Annotated in this window: 29 protein-coding genes; 12 read left to right on the top strand and 17 right to left on the bottom strand. The window is 39.7% G+C overall.

The features are described from left to right. Position 1: 1 nt before the first annotated feature. From GZN30_RS13795 to rfbB, 9 genes are read right to left on the bottom strand one after another with little or no spacing between them, the layout of a single operon-like run. Entirely contained in the window at positions 2-796 is a 795-nt protein-coding gene (locus tag GZN30_RS13795; protein WP_161987053.1) for a glycosyltransferase, read from the bottom strand. Positions 797-798: 2 nt separating this feature from the next. Continuing rightward, positions 799-2,037: an O-antigen translocase gene (locus tag GZN30_RS13790; RefSeq protein WP_075650036.1), complete on the bottom strand. Its 1,239-nt coding sequence runs from the start codon at positions 2,035-2,037 to the stop codon at positions 799-801. After that, a complete protein-coding gene (locus tag GZN30_RS13785) occupies positions 2,034-2,600 on the bottom strand; it encodes an LbetaH domain-containing protein (protein ID WP_075650035.1) in 567 nt (188 codons plus the stop codon). The genes GZN30_RS13790 and GZN30_RS13785 overlap by 4 nt, the downstream gene beginning before the upstream one ends. Then, on the bottom strand, positions 2,600-3,706 hold the full coding sequence (locus GZN30_RS13780) for a DegT/DnrJ/EryC1/StrS family aminotransferase (protein WP_075650034.1): 1,107 nt from the start codon (positions 3,704-3,706) through the stop codon (positions 2,600-2,602). Before GZN30_RS13780 ends, GZN30_RS13785 begins: the two co-directional genes overlap by 1 nt. Beyond that, complete coding sequence (locus GZN30_RS13775) at positions 3,703-4,641, bottom strand: GNAT family N-acetyltransferase (protein ID WP_075650033.1); 939 nt, start codon at positions 4,639-4,641, stop codon at positions 3,703-3,705. Before GZN30_RS13775 ends, GZN30_RS13780 begins: the two co-directional genes overlap by 4 nt. Next, positions 4,638-5,465 carry a methionyl-tRNA formyltransferase gene (locus tag GZN30_RS13770; protein ID WP_161987052.1) on the bottom strand — a complete coding sequence of 276 codons (828 nt, stop codon included), beginning with the start codon at positions 5,463-5,465 and terminating at the stop codon, positions 4,638-4,640. The genes GZN30_RS13775 and GZN30_RS13770 overlap by 4 nt, the downstream gene beginning before the upstream one ends. Continuing rightward, a complete protein-coding gene (locus GZN30_RS13765) occupies positions 5,462-5,866 on the bottom strand; it encodes a sugar 3,4-ketoisomerase (RefSeq protein WP_075652148.1) in 405 nt (134 codons plus the stop codon). Before GZN30_RS13765 ends, GZN30_RS13770 begins: the two co-directional genes overlap by 4 nt. Then, positions 5,867-6,733 carry a glucose-1-phosphate thymidylyltransferase RfbA gene (gene rfbA, locus GZN30_RS13760; RefSeq protein ID WP_075652147.1) on the bottom strand — a complete coding sequence of 289 codons (867 nt, stop codon included), beginning with the start codon at positions 6,731-6,733 and terminating at the stop codon, positions 5,867-5,869. After that, complete coding sequence (rfbB, locus tag GZN30_RS13755; protein WP_075652146.1) at positions 6,730-7,809, bottom strand: dTDP-glucose 4,6-dehydratase; 1,080 nt, start codon at positions 7,807-7,809, stop codon at positions 6,730-6,732. Before rfbB ends, rfbA begins: the two co-directional genes overlap by 4 nt. Positions 7,810-8,039: 230 nt before the next feature. Between rfbB and rfaD the strand changes: the two genes are divergently transcribed. The 7 genes from rfaD (at position 8,040) to waaA (ending at position 15,507) form a co-directional block, all read left to right on the top strand. Continuing rightward, positions 8,040-8,981, top strand: coding sequence for an ADP-glyceromanno-heptose 6-epimerase (gene rfaD / locus GZN30_RS13750; RefSeq protein ID WP_075652145.1), 942 nt, complete (start codon positions 8,040-8,042; stop codon positions 8,979-8,981). 35 nt (positions 8,982-9,016) lie between these two features. Continuing rightward, positions 9,017-10,183 carry a nucleotide sugar dehydrogenase gene (locus tag GZN30_RS13745; RefSeq protein WP_075652144.1) on the top strand — a complete coding sequence of 389 codons (1,167 nt, stop codon included), beginning with the start codon at positions 9,017-9,019 and terminating at the stop codon, positions 10,181-10,183. Between the two features lie 164 nt (positions 10,184-10,347). Beyond that, the gene (gene lpxM, locus GZN30_RS13740) at positions 10,348-11,337 is read left to right on the top strand and encodes a lauroyl-Kdo(2)-lipid IV(A) myristoyltransferase (protein ID WP_075652143.1); all 990 of its coding nucleotides are present in this window, start codon (positions 10,348-10,350) and stop codon (positions 11,335-11,337) included. Next, the gene (locus GZN30_RS13735; protein WP_075652142.1) at positions 11,337-12,071 is read left to right on the top strand and encodes a glycosyltransferase family 25 protein; all 735 of its coding nucleotides are present in this window, start codon (positions 11,337-11,339) and stop codon (positions 12,069-12,071) included. Before lpxM ends, GZN30_RS13735 begins: the two co-directional genes overlap by 1 nt. Beyond that, positions 12,064-13,089, top strand: a complete 1,026-nt coding sequence (gene waaF, locus GZN30_RS13730; protein WP_075652141.1) for a lipopolysaccharide heptosyltransferase II — start codon at positions 12,064-12,066, stop codon at positions 13,087-13,089. Before GZN30_RS13735 ends, waaF begins: the two co-directional genes overlap by 8 nt. After that, positions 13,086-14,270: an O-antigen ligase family protein gene (locus GZN30_RS13725; RefSeq protein WP_075652140.1), complete on the top strand. Its 1,185-nt coding sequence runs from the start codon at positions 13,086-13,088 to the stop codon at positions 14,268-14,270. The genes waaF and GZN30_RS13725 overlap by 4 nt, the downstream gene beginning before the upstream one ends. Beyond that, positions 14,254-15,507 carry a lipid IV(A) 3-deoxy-D-manno-octulosonic acid transferase gene (waaA, locus tag GZN30_RS13720; protein WP_075652139.1) on the top strand — a complete coding sequence of 418 codons (1,254 nt, stop codon included), beginning with the start codon at positions 14,254-14,256 and terminating at the stop codon, positions 15,505-15,507. The genes GZN30_RS13725 and waaA overlap by 17 nt, the downstream gene beginning before the upstream one ends. 53 nt (positions 15,508-15,560) lie before the next feature. Here the strand turns inward: waaA and GZN30_RS13715 are convergent, their stop codons facing one another. Then, positions 15,561-16,265, bottom strand: a complete 705-nt coding sequence (locus GZN30_RS13715) for a 3-deoxy-D-manno-octulosonic acid kinase (protein WP_075652138.1) — start codon at positions 16,263-16,265, stop codon at positions 15,561-15,563. A 91-nt stretch (positions 16,266-16,356) separates the two neighbouring features. On the opposite strand from GZN30_RS13715, the gene GZN30_RS13710 reads away from it, so the two are divergent. From GZN30_RS13710 to GZN30_RS13690, 5 genes are read left to right on the top strand one after another with little or no spacing between them, the layout of a single operon-like run. Beyond that, positions 16,357-17,421 carry a glycosyltransferase family 9 protein gene (locus tag GZN30_RS13710; protein ID WP_075652137.1) on the top strand — a complete coding sequence of 355 codons (1,065 nt, stop codon included), beginning with the start codon at positions 16,357-16,359 and terminating at the stop codon, positions 17,419-17,421. Positions 17,422-17,457: 36 nt separating this feature from the next. Beyond that, positions 17,458-18,222, top strand: a complete 765-nt coding sequence (locus GZN30_RS13705) for a glycosyltransferase family 2 protein (protein WP_075652136.1) — start codon at positions 17,458-17,460, stop codon at positions 18,220-18,222. Next, positions 18,222-19,022 carry a glycosyltransferase family 2 protein gene (locus GZN30_RS13700; protein ID WP_075652135.1) on the top strand — a complete coding sequence of 267 codons (801 nt, stop codon included), beginning with the start codon at positions 18,222-18,224 and terminating at the stop codon, positions 19,020-19,022. The genes GZN30_RS13705 and GZN30_RS13700 overlap by 1 nt, the downstream gene beginning before the upstream one ends. Continuing rightward, on the top strand, positions 19,015-19,500 hold the full coding sequence (gene coaD / locus GZN30_RS13695; RefSeq protein WP_075652134.1) for a pantetheine-phosphate adenylyltransferase: 486 nt from the start codon (positions 19,015-19,017) through the stop codon (positions 19,498-19,500). Before GZN30_RS13700 ends, coaD begins: the two co-directional genes overlap by 8 nt. Continuing rightward, positions 19,497-20,423: a glycosyl transferase family 90 gene (locus GZN30_RS13690; RefSeq protein ID WP_075652133.1), complete on the top strand. Its 927-nt coding sequence runs from the start codon at positions 19,497-19,499 to the stop codon at positions 20,421-20,423. Before coaD ends, GZN30_RS13690 begins: the two co-directional genes overlap by 4 nt. A 37-nt stretch (positions 20,424-20,460) precedes the next feature. Here the strand turns inward: GZN30_RS13690 and GZN30_RS13685 are convergent, their stop codons facing one another. The 7 genes from GZN30_RS13685 to radC form a co-directional block, all read right to left on the bottom strand. Next, entirely contained in the window at positions 20,461-21,465 is a 1,005-nt protein-coding gene (locus tag GZN30_RS13685; RefSeq protein WP_075652132.1) for an NAD-dependent epimerase, read from the bottom strand. Positions 21,466-21,542: 77 nt separating this feature from the next. Continuing rightward, on the bottom strand, positions 21,543-22,349 hold the full coding sequence (gene mutM / locus GZN30_RS13680; protein WP_075652131.1) for a bifunctional DNA-formamidopyrimidine glycosylase/DNA-(apurinic or apyrimidinic site) lyase: 807 nt from the start codon (positions 22,347-22,349) through the stop codon (positions 21,543-21,545). A gap of 16 nt (positions 22,350-22,365) precedes the next feature. Then, positions 22,366-22,860 carry a hypothetical protein gene (locus GZN30_RS13675; RefSeq protein WP_075652130.1) on the bottom strand — a complete coding sequence of 165 codons (495 nt, stop codon included), beginning with the start codon at positions 22,858-22,860 and terminating at the stop codon, positions 22,366-22,368. 72 nt (positions 22,861-22,932) lie between these two features. Further along, complete coding sequence (locus GZN30_RS13670; protein WP_075652129.1) at positions 22,933-24,465, bottom strand: sulfatase-like hydrolase/transferase; 1,533 nt, start codon at positions 24,463-24,465, stop codon at positions 22,933-22,935. A gap of 109 nt (positions 24,466-24,574) precedes the next feature. Continuing rightward, on the bottom strand, positions 24,575-24,745 hold the full coding sequence (gene rpmG / locus GZN30_RS13665) for a 50S ribosomal protein L33 (RefSeq protein WP_075652128.1): 171 nt from the start codon (positions 24,743-24,745) through the stop codon (positions 24,575-24,577). Positions 24,746-24,758: 13 nt separating this feature from the next. After that, positions 24,759-24,995: a 50S ribosomal protein L28 gene (rpmB, locus tag GZN30_RS13660; RefSeq protein ID WP_004728407.1), complete on the bottom strand. Its 237-nt coding sequence runs from the start codon at positions 24,993-24,995 to the stop codon at positions 24,759-24,761. Positions 24,996-25,274: 279 nt separating this feature from the next. After that, positions 25,275-25,949 carry a RadC family protein gene (gene radC, locus GZN30_RS13655; RefSeq protein WP_075652127.1) on the bottom strand — a complete coding sequence of 225 codons (675 nt, stop codon included), beginning with the start codon at positions 25,947-25,949 and terminating at the stop codon, positions 25,275-25,277. Positions 25,950-25,971 lie beyond the last annotated feature (22 nt).

Below are 25,971 nucleotides of genomic sequence, written 5' to 3'. Positions count from 1 at the left end.
ATCACTTTAATAGATAATACAAGTATTTAATTTTCTCAACGCTCAAGCTTTTAGCGTATTTAATTTTTTCAAAAAAAGAAGGAACAACCCTTAAATAAGCCAACCTCCTGCAATGGAATTTATAATCATTTAGAGACTTAATGACTTCCTTATTACTAAATGAGTTGGTGATATTATTGCCATGTCTTCGGTAGAGTGAACGAGAAACATCAGTATATTTTATCCTCCCAAACTCCAATGATTTTATATAGAACAACCATTCACCGTAATTTCGATAACTCTCATCCCAACCACCAACCCGATTAAATAAACTTGTTCGGTGAATCATTCCGCAACTATTAATGAAGTTATCTATTGACAATTCAAATGCACAATTAAGTGTTTTTTCAAATTGAATATCATCACTTTTTTTCATCAGACCATGTTTATCATCCATATCAATATAAATACTATTGCAATGAACGCTAACCACATCAATCTCAAATTCATGCAACATTAATTCTACATGCCTACTTGGAAGTATGTCATCATGACCCAAGAGAATAAAAAACTCGCCTGACGCCAATGACATTGCCTTATTGACACTTTTAGATATACCGCAATTAACTTCGTTATATATAATTTTAACTTGCCCTTCATAAGGCTTAATTGTTTCTCTGGATTTATCTGTTGAACAGTCGTCAATAAGAATAACTTCTATATTTCGATAAGTCTGATTCAGACAAGAATCAATTGTTTTAGCGATAAACGAACTACCATTATATAGTGGTATAATAATACTAACCTTTTCGTTCAAACTCATCTAACCTTATATCTAAACAACGCACACATAGTAATAGCGTGCATTATAACTGTAATTAAAAAAGAATAGAGCACTCCATTCAAACCCAATTCACCTACAAAAACAACAGTTAAGAAACACCAAAGCAATGAAAATAAAATCTCTGTTGACACAGTATACTTTATCATTCCTTTTGCCACTAAAACGTAGCCAAATAACCATCCGAAAACTTTTATATTTATCCCTATCATTTGAAAAAGAAATAAATCTCTTAATTTATCAAACTCATTTGTATATAAAACAAGGATGATATAGTCCCTTAACAGATACATAATCATTGTCATACAAATAGTTAGCGGCATGATTATCTTAACTGCATCATATAATTCTCTAGTTATTTCTTTTTTATTATTAATCTTTGACAATGTAGGTAATAAGTATGTAGACAACGAGGTAGTAATCAACGAAAGTACGACTTGAGACAATGCCCATATTGCTTGCCAATTTCCTGCTGCGTTGGGTGACAAACTATCGATTAAATAATTTCGTATAAATAAAATAGAACTATTAGATGCTGCAATAGAGGTGAAGGTAAGTAGCGCAAAACCAAACAAACTCTTATACTGAGCTAATTCGGGCTTATACTGAAAATATTTAGTACTAAACCACTTTTGTTTTCTTACAAAAAATATGGTGATAAAACAAACTACAGATTGATTGGTAGCATAAGCTAACAATGCACCATTAAGACCATATGAATAACTAAGGAACACAACCAAAAACAATGAAACCACACTGAGTGATATGTTCAGGAATATATACATCTTTATTTCCTTCATCCCATTTAGAATGGCCAAAATGAAGGAATTTATTACAAAAAATGGCAATGAAAAAGCGAGCGCGCGGAATACAAAAGCATAACTAACTTCGCCTAATAAGATCTTTGATATTTCATTTGAAAAAAAATAAAACACAACAAAGAATACAACGCACAAAATGAAAACAATTTTCACTCCTGCCGACCATATTTTATATCGCCGCGCATCTTCATACTCTGCCGTATATTTTGTAACTGCAGTTTTCAAGAAGTCACCACATATCAACATAGATATGTTAATAACATTTTGAAGTTGCCCTATTACCGCAACACCACTTGGACCAGAAAACACCGCGATGGTTTTAGTTATAATAAGACCGCAGGCAATTCTTATGAACGTCGACACCCCTGACAACATCGATGTTTTAAGCAAGTTCATAACGTTCTGATCACTGTTGCTGGAACCCCGGCAGCTACTACATTGCTTGGAATTGACTTAACGACAATACTACCACTTCCTATAGATGTATTTTTACCAATTCTAACTCCTTTTAAGACAGTTACATTATTACCAATAAACACATTATCTTCTATGTGTACATCTGCTCTTTTTGTATTCCCACCAGTTAGTCGACCAGATGGACTAATATCATGAAAATCCGAATTTGAAACTTGGAAGTTCAACCCTATAAGACAGTTACTACCAATAGAAATGCTACCGCCCTCAGCAACAATAGAACAATTATTATTAATAAAAGTACTATCTCCTATTCTTATCAGACTATTTGCATTTCTTGACTCGATATAACCATAACCTGAAAAAAAGAATGGAGAACTTTCCACTCCAAATTGAATGTTATTGGAAAAACAGAAATTACCTTTCCCTTTTATCAGAACTGGTTGGTTTGCAATAAATTCATACTGTCTTTCTGACATGAACTTATACATTAAAACTCTAATTTTTTTTGTAATTGCCAATATCAATATTCTAATCTTAGCCATCAACCTTCGAATCCATTTACAATATCAATTATACTCATTACATCCGATTCATTCATTGTCGGATCGATTGGTAATGATAATATTTTTTCATGTATACATTCTGTAATCGGTAACTTAACAGAATTTAGCTCTGAATATGCTTGCTGTTTATGTGGAGGTATCGGGTAGTGCACTAATGTTTGAACTCCATTAGCATTCAGATAATTTATCAACTCTGTTCGACTCTCCGTTTGTATAACAAAAAGATGCCAGACATGACTCATTGGTTGTAAATATACGGGCAATGTTATACGTTTATTTACTATTTTAGTTAGATAGTTATCCGCAATTTCTCTTCGTCTGTTTGTTTCATAGTCAAGATATTTAAGCTTGACTCGAAGCATAGCTGCTTGTATTTCATCAAGTCGGCTATTAACGCCCTTGTATAAATTTTCATACTTCCGGTGAGAACCATAGTTTCGCAATGCTAGAAGAACTCCCGCTAACTCTTCATCGTTCGTAGTTATCGCGCCAGCGTCGCCCAACGCGCCTAAGTTTTTTCCTGGATAGAAACTAAAACCCGAAGCATGTCCCCAATTACCACATTTTACACTTTCTATTTCTGCACCATGAGACTGAGCACAATCTTCCAATACCAGAAAGGATCTTTCTTCCGCTAGTCTCATAATTTCTGGCATTGGAGATATCAGCCCATAGAGATGCACAGGCAAAATAACTCTAGTTCGACTCGTTATGGCTTTTTCAATTGAGTCTTTAGTTAAGTTATAAGTTTTAGGATCAGGTTCCACTAAAATGGGCACAAGTTCATTTTCAGTGATCGCGAGAATACTAGCAATATAAGTATTTGCTGGAACTATAACTTCATCTCCTTGCTTAATTTTCCCCATTTCCTTCCAAGCTCGAAGAGTTAGAGTTAGTGCGTCTAGTCCATTTGCAACACCTATGCAATATCTACTTCCGCAATAAGATGAAAACTCTTGTTCAAATTTAGATAACTCTTCCCCCATAATATACCAACCAGAATCAATAACTCTAGAGCACGCTAACTTCAATTCTTTGTGATACTGAGCGTTAATACTTTTTAAATCTAAAAATGGAATTTTCATATTTTTAACTCATAAAAATCGTGGACAATCGTTCTAGCACCAAAGCCTTCTTTTTGTGCAATTAATCCAGTATTTAAAAATCGACCTTGTTCTTCATTTGATATTCCGAAATCAAAATACCGCATATCGACAAATGTCTTATTAATTAGTTCATCTAAAACTAAATCTAGCGCCCCTATATCTCGACCCACTGAGTTAGATGCAAGATACTGACAGTGAGCGACTTCATCCGAAATGTAGATTAACGTACCTGCAACAATTTCACCATCATACTTCGCGACAAAACATCGAATGTTTTCAGGAAATTTTTGTTTAAGCCCTTCTATTTCATCAATACTGTGTACTGGTGTTGCATTGTGATTTTTTTCAAGTACGTTCGTGAGCATTGACCAATAACGATTCAATTGCTCAACTTCTTCTACTATTACATTTAGCTTTCTTGCTTTATTAATAGTTCTAACTCGACGCTTTTGATAAGGGATTCTATCTCGCATATTAATTGCAACTGAACTGTCTCTTCTTATTAATTGTGCATCATGTAAAAAGAGAGCATACAACTCCTCATCACTTGGTTTTGTTTCGTATATTCTTGGTATACATTTATATATCAAACTAGATATTTTATTTTTAGCAAGGTAATCAACAATGCAATCAAATATATTTATTACTAACTCACATGTTGCATTATCATCAACAATTAACCCACCAAAACTTAAACCTTGATGGCTATACAGAACAAAATCTCTTTCATTAGCCGGTAGTAGCGCTATTATTCTATTTTTATTGTTAAAAAAAACAAGAGAGTGGTCTAAAAATCTATCCTCATGGTAATCCATATAGTTACGATTAAACATAAAGTGTTTTTTTTTGCCACTATTGACAAAATTATTCCACTGCTGTTCTATATCCTTAGAATACCTAACTACTTTAATCATAATCGAGTACCTATCTTAAATGTCTCAATGTTAAAGTTTACTTCATCATTATGAAATTTAGATACTACTAAGTATCCATCTAAAACTTTAATCCAAATTCCATCGCTATCTATGTTTACTATTCGCCCTGTAGTCATTAAGTTTTCACTTTTCACTAGTTTTGCTTCAACAATAAATAGTTTTTTCTCTTCATATTCAATATAGGCTCTTGGATATGGTGGTGACAATGCCTTCAAAAACCTACTAATGCGCTCCACACTCCAGTCAAAACCAACTTTACAATCACTTAAATTTCGTTTGCAAACCCAAGATGCTTCACTTTTGTTTTGAGGAATTGGAGATATGTTCCCATTGAGATATTTAATAATTATATTGGCTAGATTATTTTCAACATGATCATTAAATGTTTCAACCACCTCTGTAGCTGTTTGACAGTCATAATCAATACAATGCTGATATACAATATCACCATCATCAATATTTTCATTTACTTCATGTATAGTATAACCCAACTTTTTTTCACCATTAATAATCGCCCATACAACAGAGTGCATTCCTCGATACTTTGGCAGGAGGGAGTAATGGATATTGACAAATTTGTTTTCAGCCAAGTCTCGATTATTAATAATAGGCTTGTAACCAGAGCAAATTATCAGATCGAAGTTTTTAGCGTTAAAACTATCGACTAGCATTTCATTATTATCAACCAGCTTTTTTAACTCTTCATCTCGGGTCAATAAAAACAAATTAATTCTTTCACTCTTCATTGCTTTATAAGCAGAAATAGCACCCCAGCCATCTCCAGCTATGCATATGTTTTTCATTTCGAGACCACCTCTAAAAACTCATCATAATTTCGAATATAATCACTTTCTAAATAAAGATGGCTTGCTAGCACTACTAAAATACAATCATCCGTAAAATCATGCATTTCATGCCATTGAAAAACATCAATTAATAAACCTTTATTTGGCGAGTCCAATTTTACTGTTTTTCTTGACTGACCATCATCCATTAAAATATTACATGATCCATTTAGACATATGGCTACTTGACGAGTTTCTTTATGAGCATGAAACCCTCTTGATATACCATTTTTTAGGTCAAATAAGTAATATACACGCTTAATATCAAACGGTATCGTCTTACAACTTTCTAAGGCAACTAACGTACCTCTTTCGTCTGTGAAATTAGGAAAATCTATCAAGTGAATAAGCTTATTCATTTATGAATCCAACAAAGCTAAAAGATATTGCCCATAATCATTTTTTTGCAACTGCACCCCGGCATTATAAAGTTCAGAATCACTTAACCATCCCTGCCTCCATGCAATTTCCTCTAGGCAAGCCACTTTAAGCCCTTGTACATGCTCTATCGTCTGTACGAATGATGAAGCTTCATGAAGACTGGAATGAGTGCCTGTATCAAGCCAAGCAAAACCTCTACCTAGTAACTCCACGCTCAATGAACCATCCATTAAGTACATTTCATTTAAAGTCGTAATTTCCAATTCACCTCTTTTTGATGGTTTTACTTTTTTGGCGAATTCAACTACTCGATTGTCATAAAAATACAACCCTGTCACAGCATAATTCGACTTCGGCTTAGCCGGTTTTTCCTCTATCGAAATTGCTTTCATTTGGTTATCAAACTCAACAACCCCAAAGCGCTCAGGATCTTTAACCTGATATCCAAACACTGTTGCACCACTTTGTCTCTCTGAAGCTCTGATTAAAATTGGAGTAAATCCCTGACCGTAAAAGACATTATCTCCTAGGACTAAACATACATCCTCATCTCCTATAAAGTCTTCTCCAATGATGAATGCTTGAGCTAGTCCATCTGGATTCGCTTGAATTTCGTAGCTCAATCTAATGCCAAAATCCGATCCGTCCCCTAATAATCGAATAAAATGAACCTGATCTTCTGGAGTTGTAATGATTAAAATATCCCGAATACCCGCCAACATTAAAACGGAAAGAGGGTAATAAATCATTGGCTTATCGTAAACAGGTAATAACTGCTTAGAAACACCCTTCGTTATAGGATACAATCGGGTTCCAGACCCCCCAGCAAGAACTATTCCCTTCATTTGATATTATCCTCATTACAGATACCTAAACGCTCTCCTGCATAAGAACCATTTCGAACTCGACACCACCATTCCTGATTATTTAAATACCATTGAACTGTTTTACGGATACCTGATTCAAAAGTCTCCTCAGGCTTCCATCCCAACTCTCGTTCAATTTTAGACGCGTCGATAGCGTAACGAACATCATGCCCAGGTCGATCTTCTACATGGATAATCAAATCCGTATAGTTTGCAATACCCTCGGGTTTCTTAGGGACAAGTTCCTCTAGTAGAGAACAAACTGTTTTCACTACCTCTATATTTGACTTTTCGTTATGTCCACCTATGTTGTAGGTTTCGCCAATACACCCTTTACTAACAACCTTGTAAAGAGCTCTCGCGTGATCTTCAACATATAACCAGTCACGGATTTGATTTCCACTCCCATAAACTGGCAAATGTTTACCTTCTAGAGCATTCAGAATCATCAATGGAATTAACTTTTCAGGAAAATGGTATGGTCCATAGTTGTTAGAACAATTAGTAATTATGGTAGGTAAACCATAGGTACGATTCCATGCCCTAACCAGGTGATCACTTGAAGCTTTCGACGCAGAATAAGGGGACGACGGAGCGTATGATGTGGACTCTGTAAACAGTTCATCTGTATCCTCTAAATCGCCGTAGACTTCATCCGTTGAAATATGATGAAAAAGAAATGATTGCTTCTTGTTCTCACTCAATGAAAGCCAATATAATCGCGACGCTTCCAATATATTATAGGTACCGACGATGTTTGTTTCTATAAACGCTGCGGGGCCATCTATCGAGCGATCGACATGCGATTCTGCAGCCAAATGCATAACCACATCAGGTTTGTACTTTGTGAATATTCTTTCTAATTCACTTCTATCACAAATATCAACCTTCTCGAAAGTATAACGCTTATTATTATCAATACCATGTAGAGACTCTAAGTTACCGGCATATGTCAATTTGTCGATATTTACAACTTCATCATCAGTGTTATTGATAACATACCTAACTAATGCTGAGCCTATAAAACCAGCCCCACCAGTAACCATAATTTTCATGGATAGCCCTTACAGTAAATGCAATAAACCATAGCATTGAAAATCTCGAAACTAATGGCCTATTTGAAATATTCAAGACGTTTTAGTTTACTAAAAAGACCTTAGAGAAGCGACCAATTCATTGCCACTTCTACCCAGAGCTAGATTTCAACCATAACCATAGCAATTTGTGCAAGGAAGTTTGAATGATATACTCAAGTTAGTTACATCCGCATACTTTAGGAACCTATATGATCATCGTAACCGGCGGCGCTGGCATGATTGGCAGCAACATCATCAAAGCACTCAACGAGAAAGGCATCAATGACATCTTAGTCGTTGATAACTTAAAAAATGGTAAGAAATTTCAAAACCTTGTCGATCTTGACATCGCCGACTATATGGATCGCGATGATTTTCTAATGCAAGTCATGGCTGGGGAAAACTTTGGGCCAATTGAAGCGATTTTCCATGAGGGCGCTTGCTCTGCGACTACCGAGTGGGATGGCAAATACATCATGCTCAACAACTACGAATATTCAAAAGAACTTCTTCATTACTGCTTAGAGCGTGAGATTCCCTTCCTTTATGCTTCATCTGCAGCAACCTATGGTGAAACCGATACCTTTATTGAAGAAAAACAATATGAAGGTGCATTGAATGTTTACGGTTACTCAAAGCAGCAGTTCGACAACTACGTTCGACGTATTTGGCAAGATGCTCAAGAGCATGGCGAAGAACTTTCACAAATTACCGGTTTCCGCTACTTCAACGTTTATGGTCCGCGTGAACAACACAAAGGTTCAATGGCATCGGTTGCCTTCCACCTAAATAATCAGATGAATGCTGGCGAAAATCCGAGACTTTTTGCAGGCAGTGAACATTTCAAGCGTGATTTCGTCTACGTTGGTGATGTATCAGCAGTCAACCTATGGTTCCTAGAGCACGGTATCTCTGGTATTTTCAATCTTGGCACAGGGCAAGCAGAGTCATTTAATGAAGTTGCAAAAGCCGTTATCAACTATCATGGCAAAGGTGAAGTTGAAACTATTCCTTTCCCTGAACATTTGAAAGGGGCTTACCAAGAGTACACTCAAGCTGATTTAACTAAGTTACGACAAGCTGGATGCAATCATAGTTTTAAAACTGTTGCCCAAGGCGTTGCCGAGTACATGGCTATTATCAATAAATAACTGCCATTTAAATGTAATTTTTTGAGGATATTGTGGTGAAAATTGCCATTGCAGGTACTGGTTATGTTGGGCTATCAAATGCCATGTTGCTAGCTCAAAATAATCAGGTGGTTGCACTTGATATTATTGCGGAAAAGGTTGAGATGCTAAATAACAAGCGCTCTCCTATTGTTGACAGTGAGATCGAGAGCTTTCTTACAAACAAAGAACTTGACTTTACAGCCACCACTGACAAACAAGTGGCATATGAAAATGCGGATTACGTAGTCATTGCAACCCCAACAGACTACGATCCTCAAACTAACTACTTCAACACCTCATCAGTTGAAGCGGTTATCAATGATGTTATGCAGCTAAACCCATCTGCAACCATGGTAATAAAATCAACCGTACCAGTGGGTTACACGGAAAGAATTAAACAGGAGCTGAGCTGTGACAACATTATTTTCTCTCCTGAATTCTTGCGCGAAGGTAAAGCGTTGTATGACAATCTATATCCATCGCGAATTATCGTAGGCGAACAGAGCCAACGCGCAGAGATCTTTGCTCAGCTATTAGTCGAAGGGGCCGAAAAGCAAGACATCCCGGTGTTATTCACTAATTCTACGGAAGCCGAAGCGGTTAAGCTATTTTCAAATACTTATCTAGCGATGCGAGTAGCATACTTCAACGAATTGGACTCATACGCTGAAGCTCATAACCTCGATGCTCGCCAAATTATTGAAGGTGTTGGACTCGATCCTCGTATCGGGAACCACTATAACAACCCTTCTTTCGGTTACGGCGGTTACTGTTTGCCAAAAGATACCAAACAGTTACTGGCGAACTATCAAAAGGTTCCAAATAACATCATTGGTGCAATTGTTGACGCGAACCGAACTCGAAAAGACTTTATTGCTGACTGTGTGCTCAAACGAAACCCGCAAGTCGTAGGTATCTATCGCTTAGTGATGAAAGCGGGTTCAGACAATTTCCGCGCGTCATCAATTCAAGGAATTATGAAGCGCCTTAAAGCCAAAGGGGTGGAAGTGGTTGTCTATGAACCCGTGTTACAAGACTCAGAATTCTTCCATTCTCGTGTAATCAAAGATGAGTCTGAGTTCTTTGATATTTGTGACACCATCGTATCCAACCGAATGTATCCAGAACTCGAATCTGTCGCTAATAAGGTATATACCCGAGATCTGTTTGGCTGCGACTAGATATCATATATTCCTCACTTTAGAGATGGGGTTATCCTACCCTATCTCTCATTGCGAACTTCCCTTTCTCATATATCTTTGACTGAAACAGCAAACATTGCGTGATACACTAGTGTGTATCAAATTAGACTAACTTTTCGCGCGAAGCGCCTATTGAGCAATATATGTCTACACCTCCACGCAATGACTTTGATGAAAAAGCCTACAACCCCAAGTTTGCATGGCACTTTTTAGCCCCCAAATATTGGCTAACTTGGTTAGGCGTACTGTTTGCACTACCAATTGCACTTTTACCCCTATCTTTCCATCGCTGGTTAGCTACCAAAGCAGCGAATAAACTATCTAAAGCAAAATCAGGTCCAGCCCACCGCGCACGAGTTAACTTTGAATTATGTTTCCCTGAGTTAAGCTTCGCTGAACGCGAGAAAATGGTTTATGACACACTTTTTACTTCCGGCGTTTTTTTACTTCGCTTTAGTCTACTGAGTTTAAAGTCTAAGTCATGGTTACAAAGCCAATGCGACTTTGTAAACAAAGAGAACCTAACAAAACTGACTAACGCTGGTGAAAAGGTCATATTACTCGTACCACACTCTTGGGCGATCGATATTCCGGCAGTGATGCTGGCATCGATGAATTTACCTGTTTCAGCAATGGCAAAAAAACAAAAAAACCCGGTTACGGATTGGTTGATGCACAGACAGCGAGTCCAATATGGTGGTCGTGTATACGAGCGCTCTGGCGGGATCAAACCATTTATCAAGTCGGTTAAAGATGGCTACCTCGGTTACTATTTGCCAGATCAAGATCATGGTGCTGAATTGAGTGAGTTTGTTCCCTTTTTTGCTACGACTAAAGCAACACTGCCCGGTTTGAGTAAACTCGCAAAACTCTCTAAAGCAAAAGTCGTCCCGCTATTTGCCTCAATTAATACTGAAACAGGTCGTTATAGTCTAGAGGTTCTGCCTGCGTTAGATATTCAAACGTCAGACTATGATGATGCTCGAGCAATGAACCAAGCAATTGAGCACTTTGTTCAGCCAAAGCCAGAACAATATATGTGGATATTGCAATTGCTTCGCACTCAAGAAGATAACAGTAACTACTACAACCTATTCAAAGAACGCTACAACAGTGACTGGAAAATAAAATAATGAAGGTATTTGTCGTTAGCCTTTCTCGTTCTAGCGAAAGAAGAGCAAGAATGCTGTGTCAGTTGAGTCAGCAAGGCATAAACTTTGAGTTTTTCGATGCAGTTGATGCTTCTCAAGTCGATTTCAAAAACTCAGATAGAGCTGTTCCAGAAATCACAATAAAACGCAAAGGATATGAACTTAGAGCGGGTGAACTAGGCTGTTTTTCCAGCCACTATATGCTTTGGCAAGAGTGTATTAAATTACGAGAGCCAATCCTTATTTTAGAAGATAATGTCGATATTCAACCGAATGTCAAAGAAGTAATCGAAGCTATCCGCCCCCTCGTGGATCGTTATGGTTACATTAAGCTCTCTGCTACTCAACCGAGCAAGTTTACCCCCATAGAAACAATTGATTCGCAACATGAACTAGGGCAATACGCAAAAAAAAGCTGTGGTACCACCGCCTATGCTCTAAGTCCTGGTGCGGCAAAAGCGTTTATCGAAAATGCATCAACTTTTATTGAGCCAGTAGATGACTATATGGAAAAACCTTGGCGTCACGGAGTCAAGACTTATAGTGTAAGCCCATCGCTATTCGAAAGAGCAAACATCAACTCAACGATCAGTAGCGATACAACCAAGCGTAAAGAGAAGAAAAAATTATCGCTGTTACATAAGGTCTATATTGAACTCTATCGTAGTTACGAATCGGTAATGAAGAAAATATACTGGACGCACAACCATGAATAAAATCTTAATTATTGGTCCATCATGGGTCGGTGACATGGTGATGTCACAATCACTTTATATCACGCTAAAACAGCTATACCCTGCGTCTCAAATTGATGTGCTTGCACCAGGTTGGTGTAAACCTATTCTTGAGAGAATGCCAGAAGTGAATAAAGCGCTCGAGATGCCGTTAGGGCATGGGGATTTAAATTTACTCGCAAGAAGAAAGATCGGTATTGAATTACGTACCGAGCAGTACGATCACGCCTTTGTACTGCCTAAGTCAGCTAAGTCAGCACTAATACCTTGGTTTGCCAACATCCCCGTAAGAACTGGTTGGAAAGGTGAGATGCGCTTTGGTTTGCTCAATGATATTCGCTCAAATATGTCAGAATTTGAGTATATGGTAGAGCGCTATGTAGCACTTGCCTACCCAAGCGAGACAATGCGCGATTCATCTTCATTGGGCGGCTTAGAGCAGTTAGCGAAACCAAAACTGTTTATTGATAAAATAGTACAACAACATACTCTTGCTAAGTACTCCTTAAGTACATCTCAAGTTGCAGTCGGGCTATGCCCAGGAGCTGAATTTGGACCAGCCAAAAAGTGGCCTGAGGATAAGTATGCTGAAACGGCAACTCACTTAGCCAAGCAAGGGAAGCAAGTTTGGCTGTTTGGCTCTCAAAAAGATGTTGAGACCTGCGAAGGCATCAAAGCACTCGTAAATACTGAACTTCAAAGCAATATTCATGTGTTAGCAGGGAAAACATCGCTAATTGAGGCAATCGACTTACTGGCAGCTTGCGAAACCGTAATCAGTAATGACTCTGGCTTAATGCACGTAGCAGCCGCTGTTGGTTGCCATGTTATCGGTATCTATGGTTCAACCTCGCCGCGCTACACGCCACCTTTGGCAGAAAAAGTAGATATCGTATCTATCGACCTAGAATGCCGCCCTTGCTTTAAACGCGAATGTCCACTGGGGCATTTGAATTGTTTGAAAAAACTACCTGCAACATCGGTTGTCAATAAAATATGAACAATAGCTATATAACAAAATCCCTGATGGCATTGCCCTTTATTTGGGTTTTCTCAGGTCTTTTTATGTATGAAAACTCTGACAAACATTTCTTTATTATCTGTCTTCTAAGTTTTTTCACTAACTTGTATGTTAATGGATATGAATCATTTCTTGATAACTTCAAGAAAAATACGTTAACCTGGATTATTGGTTTCGCTACAATCTCATGTATTATTACAAAGATTAATATGGGAGGGAGTTCTTCAGAACTCCGCGTTTTTATTTCTTTACTGCTGTTATCAATATGCACTAGTGCCAGCATTAAAAATAAGATAAATAATTACCTACCGCACCTCATCTTTATCGGAACAATTATATCATTACTCTTCGTGTCATATCATGCACTAATCCTTAAGATAGATCGTTCTTTGTGGAGCATCAATGCGATTCCATATACAACCTTTACAGCTGCAATAACATCCATAGCGATTTATTATGTATTCCTTTCAGATAACAAAAAAACCAGGTTATTATCATTAACATCTGTTATTTTAGGTTCATCCGCAATATTAATAAGTCAAACTCGAGGAAGTTTACTTGCTCTACTAATTGCACTTTTCGCAGTCGTCACCTTGGTTTTGTATAATAAAAAAAACACAATCTTAATTTTGTTAATTATAATTTCCACTTCAATTATTGTCGGTCTTTTTAGTTTTAATAGTTTACAGTCAAGATATATTCAAACAAAGCAAGAGGTTACCAAAATTTACAATGGTAACCTAAACACATCCATTGGCTATAGAATTCAAATGTGGAAGGCTGGTCTGGAGCTATCCAAGCAACCTACGATTTTTGGTTTAGGAAATACGCACATTCAGGCTAAGAAAAATCTATTTAATGAAGGAAAAATATCCGAAAAAGCATCCAAATTTAAACATTATCACAACCAAATAATAACAAACTTAATTATGAAGGGTATTGTAGGGCTTAGTTTTCTCATCTTGCTTCTTGGTTACCCTGCGTACAATTATTTGAAAAACAGAAGTGAAAAACACTTCTTAGCGTTCATATGCTCTATCGTGTATTTTGTTGCTGGACTTACAGACATTCCTCTATCTCAGCCACACTCTCTCGCTTTTTACCTTGTTATGCTCTTACTGCTCTGCACTTCGGATCAAAAAAATGCGAATTCTGTATAACTTACTTTTAATTCTACTAAGTCCTGTACTCCTCTTTTCTCTGTATAAGAAAAAAGAGGGGAAACCAAGCTTTAGCAAACGATGGAAAGAACACTTCGGCATATGTCCAAAATATAACGGCTCATCTCAGCCAGTTTGGATTCATGCAGTTTCAGTTGGTGAAAGCATTGCTGCAATACCACTTATTCGCGCGATTAAGCAAAGTAATCCAAAACAAAATATTGTTGTCACTACAACCACCAGCACTGGCGCAGCTCAAATCGAGAAACTTGGTAATCTTGTTGAACATCGATACATGCCGATTGATTTTACCTGGGCTATTAACGGTTTTCTTAATGCTATCAAACCAAGCCAACTATTGATTATAGAAACCGAGTTATGGCCAAATACTCTGCATCAGTTAGGTAAAAAGCACATTCCAATCACCGTTGTGAATGCGAGACTCTCTGAAAAATCATGTCGAAACTATGAAAAAGTTGGCAGACTATTTAAGCAAATGCAGGAAAATATAGACCAGATCCTGTGCCAATCTGAAGCCGATGCTAAACGATTTGCTCGACTAGGAGTCGATAACCAAAAACTGCAAGTTACGGGCTCGATCAAGTTTGATATTCAAATATCTAAACACATCCAGCAACAAGGACGACTGCTACGTGAACATATCGGCAGTGATCGTCCAGTTTGGATAGCCGCTAGCACTCATGCCGGTGAAGATGAAATAATCCTATCTAGCCACCGTAGAATTCTCGACAAAAATAAAGAGGCCCTGTTAATTATCGTGCCACGACATCCTGAACGCTTTAATGATGTTTATCAACTCTCTATCGGTGCAGGGTTTAATGTCGCAAGAAGAACCGTCACAGATAGCCTTAACCAATCTTCTCAAGTCTATCTAGCGGATACTATGGGTGAGATGCTAATTCTACTAAGTAGTGCTGACATTTGCTTTATGGGCGGTAGTTTACTCGGCAAAAAAGTAGGTGGTCACAATCTACTGGAACCGACTGCTGTAGGTATTCCATCCATTACTGGTCCGAGTTACTTTAATTTTAAAGAGATAACTGAAGCCCTTGTTGAAGAAAAAATTGTCTCTATCACATCATCAGAAGATGAGATCGCCAATTCTTTAGAGCAATTTTGGCAGTCCGATTCTACCAAAGTAAAACAAAGAGCTCTGCAGTTTATCGCACACCAAGGCGGCGCAATTCAAAAAAGCCTTTCGCATATAAAGCTTTAAATAACAGTGCTCGATATAACAATCGAGCGCTGTGTCACTAAAGTCTTCCAGCGTTAATCACATGGTGCGCCGTAAAGAGATAACCACTCTTCGCACTGCCAATAAATCCCCCGCTTAGCCACTTCCTTCTCAAATGAGCGCTTTAATCGATCCCAGTTCGCTTGTTTCCAACTATCACCTTCCTGCTGATAGCACTTATCAAAATCGATAATCCATACTTGCTGTTGATCATCAATGAGAATGTTGTGGATATTGAGATCGGTGTGATTAACCTGCGCCGCATGCATTTTGCAAATTTCGTTACCAATTTTTTGATACATCTCTGCTGACAATGGTTTTTCTTGCAAAATAGCCACGAGATCGCGCGCATTCGGTACTTTTTCGCTCAATAAGTCTGCTTGGTATACTACGCCTTTCTTAACGATGCGAGCGGCAATAGGACGTGGCACATTGACACCTGATGAGCGCAAAGTTTGCAAAAGCTGAAACTCTTGCAGGCTTCTGCTTTTCTCTTCTCCTTGATAGCAGTAACTGTCTGCAATCAATTTGCCAAACAAGCCTCCACGACGATAATGACGTAGCGCCGCTTGCAGCGAGTCGAGCTGAATAAACCAAGTCGTTCCTCTCCCTTGGGCACTGCCAATAATCTTATCTTGCTGCTGCCAAAAGTCAGCATCAAAAGCCTGTTTTACGGTTGCTTGATCAATCAGCGTTTCATCAAACCAAATCACCTGATCATCAATTCTCAGCGTTTGCATTCTATTCACCTGCGTCGTTAAGTAGATTTATTTTACATTGCCTACCCCCAACTGCATAATTCTTGTCTAACCATTAAGTTGAGTTCGTTTCATGCCGCTATTTAAATCCTCTCCTGAGTCCATTTGTATCTTACGCTTATCTGCCATCGGCGATGTTTGCAATGCCATCGCAACCGCACAAGCGATTCAAAAGCATTGGCCAAATACACACATCACGTGGATCACGAGTAAGCTGGAGGCTCAGCTTCTTGCTGCTGTAGAGAACATTGAAATCATCGTGTTTGATAAAAGCGCTGGCTGGAACGGCTATAAACAGCTTTGGCAACAATTAAACGGGCGTGAGTTTGATGCGCTACTGCATATGCAATACGCAATTAGAGCCAGTATTGCAACGTTAGGAATCAAAGCGAAATACAAGCTAGGCTTTGACTCATCACGCAGCCAAGATTTTCAAACCTGGTTTACCAACATCAAAGTACCATCACCGCAATCTTTGCATGTGGCTGATGGTCTCATGGCATTTGCACACAAACTCGGCGTTCCGGCTAATACAACGCCCTCTTGGTCTCTTCGTTATCAACCAAGTGATCTACAATGGGCAAATCAACAGTTAAATCATGAAACGCGCAATCTGCTGGTTGTCCCTGGTGCGAGCAAGGCTTATAAAAACTGGCACGCAGCAGGCTATGCCGAACTCATCGAGCATGCTCAGCAACGCGGTTGGAATATTATTCTGGCGGGTAGCCCAGCCAAAGTCGAAGTTGATTTAGCCAATACGGTTCAAGAACACTTAAATAAACCTTGTCTCAACTTGGTGGGTAAAAGCAGTCTATTGCAAATGTTAGCACTCATCGATCAGGTCGATTTAGTGATCGCGCCGGATACTGGACCTGCTCATATGGCGAATGCCATGCAAACGCCAATTATTGGGCTCTATGCTCACCATAACCCACTGCGCGTTGGTCCTTATCAATATCTAGACTATGCCGTCTCTGTTTATGAAGAGACCATCTTTGCTGAAACGGGCAAACACAGTGAACAACTCAACTGGCGAACTCGAGCCAAAGATAACCATGCTATGCAGCGCATCACGAGCGCACAAGTCATCACCATGTTTGACAAAGCAGTAGCAGATTTTCAGCTAACGAGCAGTTAAAATCATCAGTAGCACAGAGAAAGAAGGAATAATCAATTGTCTAAGCCAACCTTAGCCGTAGCATTGATCGTTAAAAATGAAGCAAAGCATCTCCAAGCATGCCTAGATACAGTCAAGGATTGGGTAGACGAGATTGTCATTCTGGACTCAGGGAGTACTGATGCGACAGAGTCTATCGCGAAACAATATACTGATAAGTTTTACACCAATCTTGATTGGCCTGGATTTGGCAAGCAACGCCAACTCGCACAGCAATATGTCGCTAGCGATTATGTGCTCTGGCTAGATGCCGATGAACAAGTCACTCCAGAGTTAAAAACCAGTATTCTCGCAGCAGTTGCAGCCGATAAGCCTAACGTACTGTATAAAATCAATCGTCTCAGCTCTGCATTCGGCAAATTTATCTACTATTCCGGCTGGTCTCCAGATTGGATTGTGCGCTTATATCGAACCGAATACACCCACTACAACGACGCACTGGTTCATGAAAAAGTCATTGATGGTAATTACGAAACAATCAAGCTCGATGGTCGTTTACACCACTATACTTATGAGCATCTTCATCACTACATCAACAAAACCACTGGCTACTTGAAAGCTTGGACTGATGAGCGTGAGGGGAAAAAGAAATCCGGTTTAACTACAGCTATTGTCCATGCTCTCGCGAGTTTCCTTAAGATGTATGTTCTTAAACGGGGCTTCCTGGATGGCAAGCACGGTTTCATCCTTGCGTGGCTCAGTATGCATTCCACTTTTGTTAAATACATCGATCTTTACCTACGCGAACAGGCAAAAAAATAATGAAAACCACCTTAATTATTACCACTTACAACTGGAAAGAAGCGCTAAAAGCGGTACTAGAAAGTGTTAAACGCCAAACCGTGTTGCCTGATGAAGTGATCGTCGCGGATGACGGTTCGCGTGAAGATACCAAGCTATTGATCGAAGAAATGGCACAGCATTTCCCTGTTGCTCTGATCCACAGCTGGCACGAAGATAATGGTTTCCAATTAGCCATGAGTCGCAACCGTGCAATTGCCAAAGCGAGTGGTGATTATTTAATTATGATTGACGGCGATATGGTGTTATCACAAACCTTTATCGAATCACATCAGCAAGTCGCCCTTGCAAATCGTTTTGTTCAAGGTGGACGTGTACTCACTGATGAAAAATGCAGTCAGGCGATCATGCATCAAGGCTTAGTGCCTTCGATCTTTACTCAGGGAATTCGCAACCGAAAGAACTGCATTACTCACCCGCTTTTAGCCAAGCTATTCTCTTATGAGCGCAATAACGATAAAGCCACTCGTGGTTGTAATATGGCATTTTGGAAAGCGGACGTTATTGAAGTCAATGGTTTTAACCAAGACTTCGTTGGCTGGGGTCGCGAAGATAGCGAATTTGTTCATCGCATGCTTAACGCTGGCAAAACTCGCCTCTATCTTAAGTTTGCCGGAGTGGGTTACCACTTGTATCACAATGAGAATTCACGCGCCTCATTAGCACAAAATGATGAGATTCTTGAAAAGACAATTCAGCAGCATTTAAAGCGCTGTGAGAATGGCGTTGATCAATTTATATCAGGAGCAGGCGATGAGTAAAAAAGTCATCTATCCCGGTACTTTTGACCCTTTAACCAATGGGCATCTCAATCTGATTGAGCGAACTGCAGAGATGTTTAACGATGTCACTATCGCTGTGGCAGCCAGTCCATCAAAGAAAACCATGTTTAGCTTAGAAGAGCGCGTTGCGCTTGTAGAGCTATCATGCGCTCACTTACCCAACGTTGCAGTGGTTGGATTCAGTGGCTTATTGGTCGACTTTGCCAAAGAGCAGAAAGCGAATGTACTGATCCGCGGTTTGCGTACCACCATGGATTTTGAATACGAGTTTGGACTAACCAGCATGTATCGCAAACTGCTACCGGGTCTAGAAAGTATCTTTCTAACTCCAGCAGAAGAATTTGCTTTTCTCTCTTCAACCATTGTCCGTGAGGTCGCAATTCATCAAGGCGATGTGGCGCAGTTTGTTCCTGAGCCAGTTAACAACGCCATTTTAAAAAAGCTCGCTGAACAATGAAAAAGTTAAAGTACTACTTATCTAATGGGTTACTCGCCGCCTTACCTGCCCCACTATTTCGCTGGTATGCTAAAACGCTGCTTGCAAAACGCAGCCAGTATGATGAGACATACCTAGCTGAACGCGTCGACTATTACTGTAAGCTAAACTCACACTTTAACCTCAGCGAAGAAGCACTTACTCGAGTTGGTGATTTCAAAAAAACCGGTGGTAGCGCTTACTACTATGACCTACTTAAAGTCATCAAATGCTTCCCAGCAAGCGCAGCATTCAAGTACGTTAATGGTGATGTGATTGATGTGCCAACTGAGCCTAGCTTTCTCAAAAGCAGACCCATCGATGGGGATAATGCAAACTCAGTATTATTGAAACTAAATGCGGTTAGGCATTACTTTTTTGTCGACAATGACATTCGTTATGAAGACAAAAAAGACATGATTGTCTGGCGTGGGACGGGATTTCGCCCCAATCGTCGAACCTTACTGGTCAAACACTTTGACAATCCGCGCTGTAATATCGGTCGAGTAGATACAAAGGATGAAGACCCGCAACAGTTAAACTATGTCACACCATCGATGACCATCGCTGAGCAGTTGCAGTATAAATTTATCCTCAGCTTAGAAGGCATGGACGTAGCAACTAACTTAAAGTGGATTATGTCATCAAACTCACTCTGCTTTACGCCAAAGCTTCGTTACGAAACATGGTTTATGGAAGGAAAGCTCGAAGCTGATGTGCATTTCGTTGAAGTAAAAGATGACTTTTCGGATCTTGATGAGAAAATGGATTACTACCTCGCCAATCCAGAAGAAGCTCAAGCCATTATTCATAATGCTCAAGCTTGGGTCGCGCAATTCAAAGATCATCAACGAGAGCAACTTATCTCACTGATGGTGGCAGAAAAATACTTCCTGCAGTCTTAAATAAATGGAGGTCAATAAGCCTCCATTTATAATTTTACTAAAGTTTAAAATATTCTCTATACCAATCAACAAAAGCCTTCACACCTACCTGTACATCAACTTGTGGCTTATAGCCTGTCACTTCAAAAAGATCCTCTGTATCTGCATAAGTGGCATAAACATCACCTGGTTGCATTGGCATAAAATTTTTCTTTGCTTTAATACCGAGAGATATCTCTAGCGATTCAATAAAATCCATCAACTTCACAGGACTACCATTACCGATATTATAAACTCTATATGGCGCAGAGCTATTTGCTGGAGAGTTATGCTCAACTGTCCATTCGGTATTTCTAGTTGGGATTATGTCCTGGATTCGAATAATGCCCTCTACTATATCATCAATATAAGTAAAGTCTCGGCGCATATCGCCATTGTTATACACATCAATTGTCTCACCTTTCACTATCGCATCTGTAAACTTAAACAGTGCCATATCTGGACGTCCCCACGGGCCGTATACAGTAAAGAATCGTAACCCGGTGGTTGGAACACCATATAGATGAGAATATGAATGAGCCATTAATTCGTTGGCTTTTTTCGTTGCAGCATACAAAGAGATTGGATGATCCACAGAATCACCAGTACTAAAAGGCATTTTTTTGTTCAAGCCATAGACAGAGCTTGATGAAGCATAGACTAGATGCTGAACTTTATGGTTGCGGCAACCTTCTAAGATTGTCAAGTGACCAATTAAATTACTATCAGCATAAGCCATTGGATTATCGATAGAATAACGGACACCAGCTTGTGCAGCCAAATGGATTACTCGGTCAAAGTTCTGTGTAGAAAATAAATTAGTAATGCCCTCGCGATCAGACAAATCCAACTCAAAAAAACTAAAGTTCTCGTGATCAATACGAGCAAGGCGATCATATTTTAGTGATACTGGATAGTAGTCATTTAAATTATCAATTCCAACAACACTGTGACCTAAAGAACATAAACGTTCCGAAACCGCAGCCCCAATAAAGCCAGCAGCACCCGTTACTAAATATTTCATTATAATGCTCTCAAATTATGAAATTTCGTTAATTGTATAACATGAATCAATGCATCAACCACTAGTACACTAAGTTATTATTTTTGGCAGTGGGTGCAGAAAAACGTATTACGCTGACCTATTTTTAGCTCTTCAATTTCCTCCCCGCAGCTTGGGCAGGGTTCCCCTGCCTTGCCGTAAACGCACAGCTCTTGTGCAAAATACCCTGGCTTACCATCTGCTTGGGAGAAGTCTTTGAGAGTCGTCCCACCTTGTTTTATCGAGGTCTCTAATACTTGTTTGATCTCTTTGACCAATAGAGTCCAGTCGTCTAGCGTTAAGCTACCCGCCGCACGCTGCGGATGAATATGAGAACTAAACAAGGATTCACTGGCATAAATATTCCCAACTCCGACCACGACTTTATTGTCCATAATAAACTGCTTAATCGTCACGCGCTTATTGACTGCCTTCTCCAGCATATACTGCGGATTAAACTCATCAGTCAAAGGCTCAGGTCCCATGTGACTAAGTACTTGATGATTGCCATCTTCACTATACAGCCAAGCACCAAAGCGGCGAGGATCGTTATAGCGCAGCACTTTGCCATTGGTCAGTTTTAAATCCACATGATCATGTTTGCTCGGTTCAATCTCAGCATCCAATACTCGCAGTGAGCCAGACATACCTAAATGCACAATCGCACAACCTGAGTCGGTTTCGATGACTAAATATTTTGCTCGGCGGCGAATACTGCGTATCTGTTGACCTTCTAATCGTTTTAACTCGACCGGAATATCCCAACGTAATTTGGGCGTGCGGAAAGTAAGAGTTTTAATGGTTTGTCCGACTAAGTGAGGAGTAATCCCCATGCGGCTCACTTCAACTTCAGGTAATTCAGGCACAGGTTTACTCCATTACTTAGTTTGAATCATTATGAGTAGGGAATAAGTAGGATTTATCAACGGTCACAGCAATCCAATCGCCCTGCCAATTCTGCAGCAACCAAAACTGAGGCAACTGATAAAACGTGATCCTATCAGGCTCTTCGTGACCCTCATACCATACCTCGATTGAGCTAGGCGATGTCAAACGAGACTTTAATGATTGATAATTTTCATCTGGAACTTGAGTTCCCGTCAGTGACTGCCAACGTGCAGCAAGCTCTTGCGCCTTAACTGGTGATGGAACGCTTAACACCCAATCATTCTCTTCATGGGTTAATGACCAATGGCTGGTATAAATGGCTTTTAATTGTTTCTGAGGGGCAAGCAGGTAGGGGTATTCACTTTCCGCAGGCGCTTCCAGTAAATAATTTTTAATCAAAGTCGGTAAGTTAAGCAACACCATAAACACTAACACACCTAAGATTAGGCGATTATTCCAGCGTCTACGATCTCTCGTTGATTTAGCCATAATAAATCCTTTATTCAATCAAGCTAATATTCTTGTGTGTAACATTGCTACACACAAGAAACAGATAACTCATCAGCTATGAATTGGATCGTCACTCAATTCTTCTAAGGGAACTAACTCCCCTTCACCATTGTTGATGATAGGCTCATCTCGATATGGTGAAAAGAATGACGGCACATCCGACAACTGCTCAGTCGACACACCCATTAACTCAGAGATCGCTTTAATCATCGCAAAGCCATTGCGTGGATAATCGATCAACTCTCGAGAATTAAACGCTGAACCAGTAATAAACAAAGGGACTTGATAAGACTGGCGCGTCGTCGGGTCATGACGCAAATTATGCCCACTATCGCGATGCGCCAAACCGTGATCAGACACATACAGCAAATTGAATGGTATCGACTGTGCTTGTGCCAAAGCATCAATTTTCTCTAACAAACTATCTGTTTGTCGAATCGACTCGATATAACATGAAATCTTATCGCCATTAAAGTTGAACTCAACGTCCCCTTCAACACGATCACAGAAGCGAGGGTGAGACCCAATTAAATGTACCACAATCAATTTTGATTGGTTGTTTGCGGCTAAAGCCTCTTCAACGCTAGGTAGTAACGTTGAATCATACACGTTGGAGTCACGGAAACTACCACTGCGGGTAAAAGAGATGTGCTGAGCATAGTTAGCTATCGCACTGATACCGGTATCAAACTCACCCATACGACCTTGGTTAGAAATCCAAAACGTCTCTATTCCAGCATTGTTCGCCAAGGTATTGATATTATTATTCAACTCTAAATCAATACCATTATTCAACGTGACATAACGCATCACTGAAGTAAACGTATTAGGACCTGGAGATAAAAATTCCGTCCAAAGTTGTCCATTGGCTCGTGACATAAATGGAGTATTCGCCAATGGAAGACCATAAGCATTCATATAGTCTTTACGTACACTCTCACCTAATACAATGATGGTATTAGACGCATGTTCAGGTCTCTTAGTCACAACCCAAGTTGCTGGCACTTCTTTTTGCGCCATGATTTCTTGATTGTACTGGTAGTACTTATCGTAAGAGTCATACCAATCGAAAACAAAACGAACTGGTGCAAAACGCATATTGGCAAACAATGCACTCGCATAATTCTCGCTAATATTGCGATCATTAATGGTTCGAATTGGCTTGTCCAACAATAAAAAAGCAAACAGTAACACACTCACTACCGTGACACGTCGCCCTGAAATAGCAGGCACAAACTTGAACAGCGCCATACTCACAATAGCAAACAGAATTGCTGCACTTAATGTCATCCATTCAAGATCCTTAAAGAACTCAAAGGCTTCAGATGAATTGGTCTCAAGCAGGGAGGATACGATAGTTAAATTGGGATGACCATAATTCCATGAAACTGGGATATAACATGCGGTAATTATGGTTAAGAAGACAAATACACCAAAGCCGAAACGGCTTGATTTGAGCCATGCTAGAGTAATAGAGAGCAAGATGACACTATCTACTTTTACTTCATACCCTAAAGCTGCGGTGATCAAGAAGGCTAATAAAACTAACGAAATGAACTTCAGTGTTGGCACGACATACTTCACTTCACGACTCTCCTACTCTCATTCTGCTTTTTTAGATAATAAAAAACCCAACTCGAAAGTTGGGTTTCTAATTTAAACTTCTTAAAAGAAGTTACAAAGAAAAAATCAATTACTTGATTTTAGCTTCTTTGTACACAACGTGCTTGCGAACTACAGGATCAAATTTCTTGATCTCGAATTTGCCAGGCATGTTACGTTTGTTCTTATCAGTTGTGTAGAAGTGACCTGTCTCAGCAGTTGATACTAGACGGATTTTCTCACGAACGCCTTTCTTTGCCATTGCCTATTTCCTCTTAAACGTTTTCGCCGCGCGCACGGATGTCAACAAGAACAGCATCGATGCCTTTCTTGTCAATGATGCGCATACCTTTTGCAGTAAGGCGTAGTTTAACAAAACGTTTTTCGCTCTCTACCCAGAAACGATGAGTTTGTAGGTTCGGCAGAAAACGACGCTTAGTAGCATTTCGTGCGTGTGAACGGTTGTTACCCGTTACTGGACGCTTACCAGTTACTTGGCATACTCGTGACATGAATGTCTTCTCCAAAATCGTTTCAGCTCGATATCAACCTTGGTGGCCGAACCTCTTCTATTTCTAAACAGAAGGATAGAGGTTTAGATCCGCTATAGAAAGTCTATACAAGGCTATCAAAGGTCGCGCATTATACTAACTTGAATAGCATTGCTCAAGACCCGAACAGATCCTTTTTACAGATTTCAGTGATCTTTTTTTAAGCAGAGCTGAATTTAGTCTAAAAAATGTCGAGGGATTGTACTCAGATTTAGTTAAAGTCACAACAAAAATTGTGATTCAAATCCAACCACGTTCTGCGAACGAAATTACGTCACCATCTCCAACCACAAAATGGTCGAGAATTCTTATCTCAACTAAGGCTAATGCATCCACTAAACGGCGGGTAATGCGCCGATCCGACTGACTTGGTTCTGCTACACCTGATGGATGGTTATGAGCCAGAATTAAAGCGGCTGCATTGAACTCTAACGAACGTTTCACCACTTCCCTAGGGTAAACCGAGGCAGAATCGATAGTGCCCTCAAACATAATCTCAGAGCTAATCACGCGATGCTGGTTATCCAAAAACAATATATAGAACGCTTCACGTTGGCGATCACGCAGTAAACCGGTGAGATAAAGTTTAGTTTGCTGCGGGCTGGTTAGCGCATCACCTCGCTGCAAAGTTTCTCGTAGATATCGTTGTGACATCTCCAAACACGCTTGCAGTTGTACATATTTTGCGGTGCCTAAACCTTTATGAAGGCAAAACTCATCCTGCGTCGCAGAAAACAGCTTTCTCAATGAGCCAAATTCCTTGATTAAGTTATCAGCCAGCTCTAAAACGTTCATCCCTTGCGTGCCAGTGCGAAGAAAAATCGCCAGCAACTCCGCATCAGTCAGCGCCTGTGCCCCGCGAGACAACAGTTTTTCTCTCGGCATCGAGCCTGTTGGTAGTGACTTTATTCCCATTGCTGCGCCCAATATCCAAATA

Origin of the sequence: Vibrio ponticus (assembly GCF_009938225.1) — a bacterium.
GTDB classification, from domain to species: Bacteria; Pseudomonadota; Gammaproteobacteria; order Enterobacterales; family Vibrionaceae; genus Vibrio; species Vibrio ponticus.
The sequence above is the reverse complement of the archived record's forward strand: the minus strand, read 5'-3'. Positions and strand labels throughout refer to the sequence as shown.

Bases quoted from the DNA above. Each gene is read 5' to 3' on its own strand.
- GZN30_RS13790 (WP_075650036.1), bottom strand. From the start codon at position 2,037: ATGAACTTGCTTAAAACATCGATGTTGTCAGGGGTGTCGACGTTCATA.
- rpmG (WP_075652128.1), bottom strand. From the start codon at position 24,745: ATGGCAAAGAAAGGCGTTCGTGAGAAAATCCGTCTAGTATCAACTGCT.
- radC (WP_075652127.1), bottom strand. From the start codon at position 25,949: ATGGGAATAAAGTCACTACCAACAGGCTCGATGCCGAGAGAAAAACTG.
- GZN30_RS13685 (WP_075652132.1), bottom strand. From the start codon at position 21,465: ATGAAATATTTAGTAACGGGTGCTGCTGGCTTTATTGGGGCTGCGGTT.
- rfbA (WP_075652147.1), bottom strand. From the start codon at position 6,733: ATGAAGGGAATAGTTCTTGCTGGGGGGTCTGGAACCCGATTGTATCCT.
- GZN30_RS13765 (WP_075652148.1), bottom strand. From the start codon at position 5,866: ATGAATAAGCTTATTCACTTGATAGATTTTCCTAATTTCACAGACGAA.
- lpxM (WP_075652143.1), top strand. From the start codon at position 10,348: ATGTCTACACCTCCACGCAATGACTTTGATGAAAAAGCCTACAACCCC.
- coaD (WP_075652134.1), top strand. From the start codon at position 19,015: ATGAGTAAAAAAGTCATCTATCCCGGTACTTTTGACCCTTTAACCAAT.
- rfaD (WP_075652145.1), top strand. From the start codon at position 8,040: ATGATCATCGTAACCGGCGGCGCTGGCATGATTGGCAGCAACATCATC.
- GZN30_RS13700 (WP_075652135.1), top strand. From the start codon at position 18,222: ATGAAAACCACCTTAATTATTACCACTTACAACTGGAAAGAAGCGCTA.
- rpmB (WP_004728407.1), bottom strand. From the start codon at position 24,995: ATGTCACGAGTATGCCAAGTAACTGGTAAGCGTCCAGTAACGGGTAAC.
- rfbB (WP_075652146.1), bottom strand. From the start codon at position 7,809: ATGAAAATTATGGTTACTGGTGGGGCTGGTTTTATAGGCTCAGCATTA.
- GZN30_RS13770 (WP_161987052.1), bottom strand. From the start codon at position 5,465: ATGAAAAACATATGCATAGCTGGAGATGGCTGGGGTGCTATTTCTGCT.
- GZN30_RS13715 (WP_075652138.1), bottom strand. From the start codon at position 16,265: ATGCAAACGCTGAGAATTGATGATCAGGTGATTTGGTTTGATGAAACG.
- GZN30_RS13710 (WP_075652137.1), top strand. From the start codon at position 16,357: ATGCCGCTATTTAAATCCTCTCCTGAGTCCATTTGTATCTTACGCTTA.
- GZN30_RS13675 (WP_075652130.1), bottom strand. From the start codon at position 22,860: ATGGCTAAATCAACGAGAGATCGTAGACGCTGGAATAATCGCCTAATC.
- GZN30_RS13690 (WP_075652133.1), top strand. From the start codon at position 19,497: ATGAAAAAGTTAAAGTACTACTTATCTAATGGGTTACTCGCCGCCTTA.
- GZN30_RS13775 (WP_075650033.1), bottom strand. From the start codon at position 4,641: ATGATTAAAGTAGTTAGGTATTCTAAGGATATAGAACAGCAGTGGAAT.
- GZN30_RS13725 (WP_075652140.1), top strand. From the start codon at position 13,086: ATGAACAATAGCTATATAACAAAATCCCTGATGGCATTGCCCTTTATT.
- waaF (WP_075652141.1), top strand. From the start codon at position 12,064: ATGAATAAAATCTTAATTATTGGTCCATCATGGGTCGGTGACATGGTG.
- GZN30_RS13735 (WP_075652142.1), top strand. From the start codon at position 11,337: ATGAAGGTATTTGTCGTTAGCCTTTCTCGTTCTAGCGAAAGAAGAGCA.
- GZN30_RS13785 (WP_075650035.1), bottom strand. From the start codon at position 2,600: ATGGCTAAGATTAGAATATTGATATTGGCAATTACAAAAAAAATTAGA.
- GZN30_RS13780 (WP_075650034.1), bottom strand. From the start codon at position 3,706: ATGAAAATTCCATTTTTAGATTTAAAAAGTATTAACGCTCAGTATCAC.
- waaA (WP_075652139.1), top strand. From the start codon at position 14,254: ATGCGAATTCTGTATAACTTACTTTTAATTCTACTAAGTCCTGTACTC.